This window comes from Candidatus Margulisiibacteriota bacterium (assembly GCA_031268855.1).
In the GTDB taxonomy this organism is placed as follows: domain Bacteria; phylum Margulisbacteria; class Termititenacia; order Termititenacales; family Termititenacaceae; genus Termititenax.
This window is the reverse complement of record JAIRWS010000062.1, coordinates 1-7,121: the sequence shown is the minus strand read 5'-3', so window position 1 is coordinate 7,121 and position 7,121 is coordinate 1. Positions and strand designations below refer to the sequence as shown.

The 7,121-nt window shown below is 53.9% G+C and carries 8 protein-coding genes, 1 tRNA gene and 1 other RNA gene; all 10 read left to right on the top strand.

Annotation, left to right across the window (positions count from 1 at the left end):
- The first annotated feature begins 163 nt into the window (after positions 1-163).
- The 10 genes from LBJ25_03880 (at position 164) to rnpB (ending at position 6,980) form a co-directional block, all read left to right on the top strand.
- Positions 164-331 (top strand): hypothetical protein, encoded by a 168-nt coding sequence (locus LBJ25_03880; protein MDR1453096.1) that lies wholly within the window; start codon positions 164-166, stop codon positions 329-331.
- A gap of 41 nt (positions 332-372) precedes the next feature.
- Complete coding sequence (locus tag LBJ25_03875; protein MDR1453095.1) at positions 373-657, top strand: septum formation initiator family protein; 285 nt, start codon at positions 373-375, stop codon at positions 655-657.
- 10 nt (positions 658-667) lie between these two features.
- Positions 668-1,132 carry a S1 RNA-binding domain-containing protein gene (locus LBJ25_03870; GenBank protein MDR1453094.1) on the top strand — a complete coding sequence of 155 codons (465 nt, stop codon included), beginning with the start codon at positions 668-670 and terminating at the stop codon, positions 1,130-1,132.
- A 171-nt stretch (positions 1,133-1,303) separates the two neighbouring features.
- A tRNA-Leu gene (locus LBJ25_03865) sits at positions 1,304-1,394 on the top strand.
- Between the two features lie 477 nt (positions 1,395-1,871).
- Positions 1,872-2,990: a peptidoglycan DD-metalloendopeptidase family protein gene (locus LBJ25_03860; protein ID MDR1453093.1), complete on the top strand. Its 1,119-nt coding sequence runs from the start codon at positions 1,872-1,874 to the stop codon at positions 2,988-2,990.
- Positions 2,991-3,008: 18 nt separating this feature from the next.
- Complete coding sequence (locus tag LBJ25_03855) at positions 3,009-4,214, top strand: S41 family peptidase (protein MDR1453092.1); 1,206 nt, start codon at positions 3,009-3,011, stop codon at positions 4,212-4,214.
- The gene (locus tag LBJ25_03850) at positions 4,214-4,969 is read left to right on the top strand and encodes a divergent polysaccharide deacetylase family protein (GenBank protein ID MDR1453091.1); all 756 of its coding nucleotides are present in this window, start codon (positions 4,214-4,216) and stop codon (positions 4,967-4,969) included. Before LBJ25_03855 ends, LBJ25_03850 begins: the two co-directional genes overlap by 1 nt.
- On the top strand, positions 4,966-6,360 hold the full coding sequence (locus LBJ25_03845; protein MDR1453090.1) for a phosphoglucomutase/phosphomannomutase family protein: 1,395 nt from the start codon (positions 4,966-4,968) through the stop codon (positions 6,358-6,360). Before LBJ25_03850 ends, LBJ25_03845 begins: the two co-directional genes overlap by 4 nt.
- Positions 6,354-6,596 (top strand): hypothetical protein, encoded by a 243-nt coding sequence (locus tag LBJ25_03840; protein MDR1453089.1) that lies wholly within the window; start codon positions 6,354-6,356, stop codon positions 6,594-6,596. Before LBJ25_03845 ends, LBJ25_03840 begins: the two co-directional genes overlap by 7 nt.
- A 28-nt stretch (positions 6,597-6,624) precedes the next feature.
- Positions 6,625-6,980, top strand: an RNA gene (rnpB, locus tag LBJ25_03835) — RNase P RNA component class A.
- Positions 6,981-7,121: the final 141 nt, after the last annotated feature.

Here is a 7,121-nt window from a genome sequence, read left to right as displayed (position 1 = left end):
GTGCTAAGCTTGTTGTCCCTAGTGGAATAGTAAATAGTGGAGGCATTACTATTACATATGAGGAGCCTATTGAGGCTCCTGACGGTGTTATCGGCGCTGTTTGGAATTAGTCTGTCTTGACCGGACATGTTATAATAAAGATATATTAAGGGGAGGAAATTTTATGATCAAAAAAATAGACAAAGCGAGAAGAACTTCCATTATTAAAAATTTTCAAGCGCTGGCGGTCTTAGGCTGTTTGCTTTTACCGCTGGGCAGCAAAAAAGCTCTTTCGGCGGCCGGCGCCGCGTCTGCCAGCCAGAACAAAACGAATGTGGCTATTTGGGGTTAAAATACGGTAGCGTTCTCTAAATGTCCCTGTTATAATCCATAATGATGAGCACGGCGGCGGGCAAGCATTGGTTTGTGTTGTTGGCCGCGGCGTGCGTTTTGTATTTTGGTTTTGAGCTGGCGCGGAGTTATCTGCGCGGCCAGATGGTCTGGCGGCGTTACACCGCGCTGGAGTCGCGCTATGCCGAGCTGCTCAAGCAAAATCAAGACTTGCAGATCCGGCTGACCGAAGCGCGCAGCGACGCTTTTATCGAATTAAACGCGCGCGACAAACTGGGGCTGGCGCGGCCGGGCGAAACAGCGTATAAGATAGTTGAGGAGGATTGAGTTTAGCGCAATGGCAGAGGAAGATAAAACGGAAAATCCGCAGCCGCAGGAATACTCCGCGGGCGAGCTGCTCAAAGGTTCAGTTACGGGTATCACCAGCTTTGGCGCGTTCGTAAAGTTACCGGACGGCAAAGAGGGCTTGGTGCATATTTCGGAGATCGCCAACACTTACGTCACGAATATCGAAAGTTTTATCAAACTTGGCGAAGAGGTGACGGTCAAGGTTCTGGGCAAAAATAACAAGGGCAAATACGACCTGTCGATCAAGCAGGCCAGCGCGGCTGCGGCGCCGGTTTTTCGTCATGCTCCGCGTTCCGAGGACGGCAAGCGCAAAAGTTTTGAGCCAGGGTCGTTCGATGAGTTGATGCACAACTTTCTCAAGACCAGCGAGGAAGTGCAGCTGGACGTGCGGCGCAATTTGCAGTACCGGCAGGGCTTGCGGCGCAAGGGGCAGAAGAAACACCGGGAAGAATAAAGCATGTTTGCCGAAACGAGGCCGGGGCGCAGGATTTATCCTGCGCCCCTGTCCAATATATTTTGACGAACTGTATTAATAGTGTAGTAAGCGTGCGGCGTTAGCCGCGCAACTGTAACAGCGGTAGTTGTTGCAGCGTGGGTTTTTGGATCGGGCAATGCTGTTACAGTTGCCGAAGTGGTGGAATTGGTAGACACACAGGACTTAAAATCCTGAGGGAAGTCAAACGCCCGTGCCGGTTCGAGTCCGGCCTTCGGCACCAGACAATGTGTCGTTAGCCTATCGCCGATTTGGACAAATGGCGAAATTTGTTGTTTACGGCCGGACTCGTCGACTCGAGCTTAACAAGCGGCGGCGCCGCGAAGTTAAGCGAGAGCAACAAGCCAGCGGAAGCGGGCGAAGTTAGTCCGGCCTTCGGCACTCGAACTTCACAAGCCAGCAAAGCTGGCGACGTGAAGTGAGAGCCACAAGGACGCGAAGCGTCCGAAGTGACAAGTTTGCGACATTGTGGTTGATTGCGTTACGGGTGAGAGCAACAAGCCCGCGGAAGCGGGCGAAGTTAGTCCGGCCTTCGGCACTTGGCGCCGATGCGCCAAGTATTAATTTGCGCGCCATAGAAAAGCGCGCAAATTATCACTTGAGCTTAACAAGGCCGTAAAACGGCCGAAGTTAAGCGAGAGCCACAAGGCGGCATAGCCGCCGAAGTGACGAGTTTTGAGAAAAGATAGCGGGGTTAGCTTTGGTTTTCCGAAAATTTTTTCTGGGCCTGATCTTGGTTTTAGCTTGCGGCGCGGCAGAAAGCATCGCTGAAAAACAGAAAGAATTAGAACGGTTGCAGGCGGAGATCCAGCGCAATCAGCAGCTGATCCGGCAGACCAAAATACAGGAGAACGCCTCGCTGCGCGATCTGTCTTTACTCAACCGCAGTATCTCCCGGGTTAAAAACACGCTGGATTATAATCAAAAACGCCTGCAGGAGCACACCGCGGAATTACAGCAGGCCAGCCTGGAGCTAGAAGCGCGCAATACCGAATATGCCGGACGTTCGGCCGCGGCTAGGGCCAGAGTCCGCGAAATGTACAAAATACAGGATCTGGGCTGGCTGACGCTGCTTTTGAGCGACAGGTCTTTTTCAGCGCTGGCCGACAATGCGCACCATTACTACAAGATTTTGGAACAAGATCGCAAAAATATTCTCGAGCTGCGCGCGCTGAAACGCGATATTTCCGGCAAAAAAGAAAATCTGGAATATCAAAAAAAGCTGATCGAGTCCACCAAAAAAAGCATCGAGCAGCAAAAAACGCTTTATGAACAGCGCGCCAAAAAACAGGAGCAGATCGGCGCCGCGCTGCGCGTCCAGCGGCTGGCTTATGAAAAACGGGAAGACACGTTGCTGAAAAACTCCAAAGAGATCGAAAACCTGATCAAAAAAATGCTGCGTAGCGGCGCTTCCGAGGCGCGCGGCACCGGTAAATACATTTGGCCGCTCAAAGGCGTGCTGACCTCGCAGTATGGCCGGCGTTTTCATCCGGTTTTCAAGGTCTGGCGGACGCACAGCGGCATCGACATTGCGGCGGCGTCCGGCACGCCGATCAAAGCGGCGGACTCCGGTGTGGTGATCCTGTCGGCCTGGCACGGCGGCTACGGGCGCGCGATAGTAGTCGATCACGGCAAAGGGTTTGCCACGCTGTACGGACATCTTTCCAAGCAAAATGTAAAGGAAGGCGACAAAGTGAACAAAGGCCAGGTGATCGGTCTGGCCGGTAGTTCCGGCGTGGCGACCGGCCCGCATCTGCATTTTGAAATCAGGATCGACGGCGAAACCACCGATCCCCTGCCGTACCTGCCGCCGCAATAGTGTGTTAGAATGGCGCCTGTGTCTAAACCAAAAAAAGTGAAGTTGTCGACCGCTGTAGTTTTTGGAGTGGCCGCGTTTGTGCTGGGCTGCAGTATTCAGATTTTGACCGCGGCGCGTTCAGAAGTTACCTGGGGGCTGCTGTATCAAGTGCTGGGTATTGTCCGCACGCAGTATATTGAGACGGAAGTCAAAGACGACAAGCTGATTTACGGTTCGATCCGCGGCATGCTGCGCGCGCTGGGAGATCCCTATACCCGTTTTATCGATCCGGAAGGCTATGAGGAAATGCAGACACATCTCAACGGCAATTTTGCCGGCGTGGGTATACAGCTGGGTATGAAAGACGAAGCTCTGACGGTGATCGCGCCGATCGAGGACACGCCAGCGGACAAAGCCGGCTTGAAATCCGGCGATAAAATCTTGGAGATCAACGACAAATCCACTGAAGATATGTCGCTGGATCAGGCTGTCTCTTTGATCCGCGGCGCCAAAGGCACGAAAGTCAAGCTGCTGATCCTGCGCAGCGTAAATGAAAAGCCCAAACCATATACTTTGGTGCGCGACAATATCAAGATCAAATCGGTCAGCCGCAAGAAAATGCTCGACGCGGAGAAAAAGATCGGCTACATCATGCTGAATACATTTGAGAGCAAGCAGACTTACGGCGAGGTGGTGGACGCGCTGGAAGAGCTGGATAAGCAGGGTCTGCAAAGCCTGATTTTGGATCTGCGCAACAACGGCGGCGGCCTGCTTGACGAGGCGATCGCCATTTCTTCGGTTTTCCTGCCGGGCGGCGAGGTTGTGCATACGGTAGACCGTTACGGCAACAAAGAAACTTTTCAAACGGTCAGTGTGGATTATCAGTGGCCGGATAAACCGCTGGTCATTTTACTTAATGGCGGCTCGGCTTCGGCTTCGGAGATTTTGGCTGGCGCGGTGGCGGACAATAAACGCGGCACGTTGATCGGCACGCAGTCTTTTGGCAAAGCTTCTGTGCAAAATATCCGCCCGCTCTCCGACGGTTCGGCGATCCTGGTTACGGTGGCCAAATATCTGACGCCTGACGGCAAGGATATTAACAAAGTCGGCATCTCGCCAAACTATGTTGTGGAGATCCCGACGGCCTCGATCGAAGCCGCGCTGAAAGACCCGGACTATAAATACAGCGAGGATAAGGACGAACAATTACAGTACGCGCTTAAATATTTGCGCAGCCTAAAATAATGACCAAACGCCGCCTGCAGACCGGCAGGGTTTTACTTTTAATTTTTGTTTTAGGCTTGGCCACGGCGCAGGCCAAACCCAAAATGGCTGTGGTGATCGATGATGTCGGTTATGCGCTGGCCGAAGCGAAAACTCTGGCCGCTCTGGAGCAGCCCCTGACTTTTGCCGTGATACCCGCGCAGCCTTATTCTTCCGCTTCCGCCGCGGCGATAGCCGCGGCGGGACGCCATGCCGTGCTGGTGCATTTGCCGTGGACACCGCTAGGCAATAGAGAGGCCTATCCGGTGCGCGTGGAGAGCGGTTATTCGGCGGCAAATATCCGCTGGATGCTGGAGCGGGCTTTTGCCTCTGTGCCGCAGGCTTCCGGCCTCAACAATCATCAGGGTTCGATCCTCTCCGCGGACGCGGCAATGATGGAGAATTTTATGAGTGTTTTTAGCGAGCGCGGGGGAGACCTCTATTTTCTGGACAGCAATACGACGGTCAATTCGCGCGCGCAGGCAGCCGCGCGTAAACACGGCATCCCGTCCGCGCGCAACGACATTTTCCTTGACGGCGTGCAGACCGAGGAGTATATCACGCGGCGTTTTGCCGAAGCGGCCGGTATCGCCCGCCGCCGCGGTAGCGTCATTGCGATCTGCCACAGCACGCGGCCGGCGACCAAGAGGGTTTTAAAAAAACTGCTGACCCAATATAATGAACAGGTTGATTTTGTTTTACTGCCGGAGATAATCAAAATACGGGAGCGGCGATGACGGTAAAATTTGGCACGGACGGCTGGCGCGACACCATGGACGGCGATTTTACGCTGGCCAATGTCGAGCGGCTGGCGCAGGCTTACAGTGATTATTATCAAAACAGCGGCGCGGCGGACAAAGGTTTTTTTATCGGCTATGACTACCGCGCCAATTCGGAAATTTTCGCGCGCCGAACCGCGGAAGTTCTGGCGGCCAATGGCTGCCGCGCGATTTTGGCGGCGCGAGCTTGCCCCACGCAGGTAGTGTCTTTTGTCGTGCGCGAACAAAGTTTGGCTGGCGGCGTGATGATCACGGCGTCGCACAATCCGCCGCGGTACAATGGCTTCAAGGTCAAAGAGCCGCAGGGCTGTTCGTCTTTCCCCGAGACGACCGACGGCATCATGACTTTTTTGGACAAAAACCCCGTAAAAAAGTCCGGCGGTAAATTTGAGCTGTATGATCCCCGAGAGGAGTTTTTTAAATACATAGAAGCGCGCGTCGATTTTGCCAAAATCCAAAAGAGCGGCCTGCGGATCTTTATCGATCCCCTCTTCGGCTCGGGCAGCGGCTACATCTCCGGCCTGCTGGCGCGGCACGGCATAGACAGTCTGGAGATCAACGCTCAGCGCGACCCGCAGTTTGGCGGTTTCAATCCTGAGCCGCTGGCCGCTAATGTGCCGGACTTTATGGAAATCATTAAAAAATCTGGCGCGGATTTTGCCGTCGGCCTGATCCTGGACGGCGACGCCGACCGCAACGGCGCCTGCGGCAGCGATGGTCAATTTATCAATTCGCAAAAAGTTTTTTCGATCTTGTTCCATCACTTCGCGGAAAATCTGCAACAGCCGGGCAAACTGGTGCATGCTTTTAACGGCACCAGGCTGCTGGATAAACTCGCCGCGGAGCTGCGGCGTGAGGTCGTGGTCACGAAAATCGGCTTTAAATATATCGCCGAGGAGATACTCAAAGGCGGCGTGCTGCTCGGCGGCGAGGAATCCGGCGGCTATTCGGCTTCCGGCAATATTCCGGATCGTGACGGCATACTCAATTCTCTGTACCTCTGCGAACTGGCCGCGCAGGAACAAAAACCGCTGGAACAAATTTACGCGGATCTGGAAAAACGTTTCGGCGCGCATTGTTATGACCGGCTGGATTTGCAGCTGGATAACGCGCTTAAAGAAAAAGCCAGGCAAACTCTGGAAAAAGATTTGCCGCCGGATTTTTTGGCCAAAGCGGTAAAAAACAAAGAAAAATTTGACGGTATTAAAGTTCATTTTACTGACGAGAGCTGGATATTATTCCGCGCCTCGGGGACTGAACCGCTGCTGCGCATTTACTGCGAGGCGGCGAGTGGCGCGGAAGTGGCGCGTTTGCTTCAGGCCGCCGGGCAGTTTGTGCGCCAATGCTGAAAAACTGCGGCGGCTGCCAGCTTTGCCGCGGAAAAGCCGACGAGCTGCCCTGCGCTAAAGCCTATTTCTGGCGCCTATTGTTTTTAATGATTTTTTTGCCGCTCTTCACGCTGATCGCGCTTTTGAGCTTGCTGCTACGTCTTGGCGTTCCTGAGATCCTGGCGGCGTTCGGCGCGCTGGCGGCCTGCTTTGCCGAATATTTTTGCCTGTATCTGTACGACAAAAAACACAGATAAAACAACAAAGATTTGCTATACTTGCTCCGCGGCAGACGAGACGATCGCGTCGGCTAATCAGCCGCCGAGGAAAGTCCGGGCTCCCGCGGGCAGCGCAGCACCTAACGGGTGTCCGCCGTTGGCGACGGTTGTCTTTCTCCGTCAGGGGAAAACAACTGTGGCCGCAAGGCGAGGACTAGTGCCACAGAGACGATGTACAGGTTCTTTTATTTAGAATGCTGTAGTGAAAAGAGGTAAACTCTGCGCGGAGCAAGAGCAAATAGAGGACGAGAGCGCCCGCCTCGTTACAGTCCCGGGTTGCTTGCTTGAGCTTGTCCGGCAACGGCAAGCCTAGATAAATGATCGTCTGAAAAACAGAACCCGGCTTACCAGTTTGCCGTAAACTAATGTGAGGTTGCCAGACAGCCGTTCCGTTTAATGACAGTTTGGCTTGTCTGTACTGGCGCGCCATGCGAAGCGTGGCGCCGAAGCTGTCAACTGTACCATCTTGCCTCGCGTTAAGCGAGGCAACTAGTCTGCCGTTAA

Bases quoted from the DNA above. Each gene is read 5' to 3' on its own strand.
- LBJ25_03880 (MDR1453096.1), top strand. From the start codon at position 164: ATGATCAAAAAAATAGACAAAGCGAGAAGAACTTCCATTATTAAAAAT.
- LBJ25_03875 (MDR1453095.1), top strand. From the start codon at position 373: ATGATGAGCACGGCGGCGGGCAAGCATTGGTTTGTGTTGTTGGCCGCG.
- LBJ25_03870 (MDR1453094.1), top strand. From the start codon at position 668: ATGGCAGAGGAAGATAAAACGGAAAATCCGCAGCCGCAGGAATACTCC.
- LBJ25_03850 (MDR1453091.1), top strand. From the start codon at position 4,214: ATGACCAAACGCCGCCTGCAGACCGGCAGGGTTTTACTTTTAATTTTT.
- LBJ25_03845 (MDR1453090.1), top strand. From the start codon at position 4,966: ATGACGGTAAAATTTGGCACGGACGGCTGGCGCGACACCATGGACGGC.
- LBJ25_03840 (MDR1453089.1), top strand. From the start codon at position 6,354: ATGCTGAAAAACTGCGGCGGCTGCCAGCTTTGCCGCGGAAAAGCCGAC.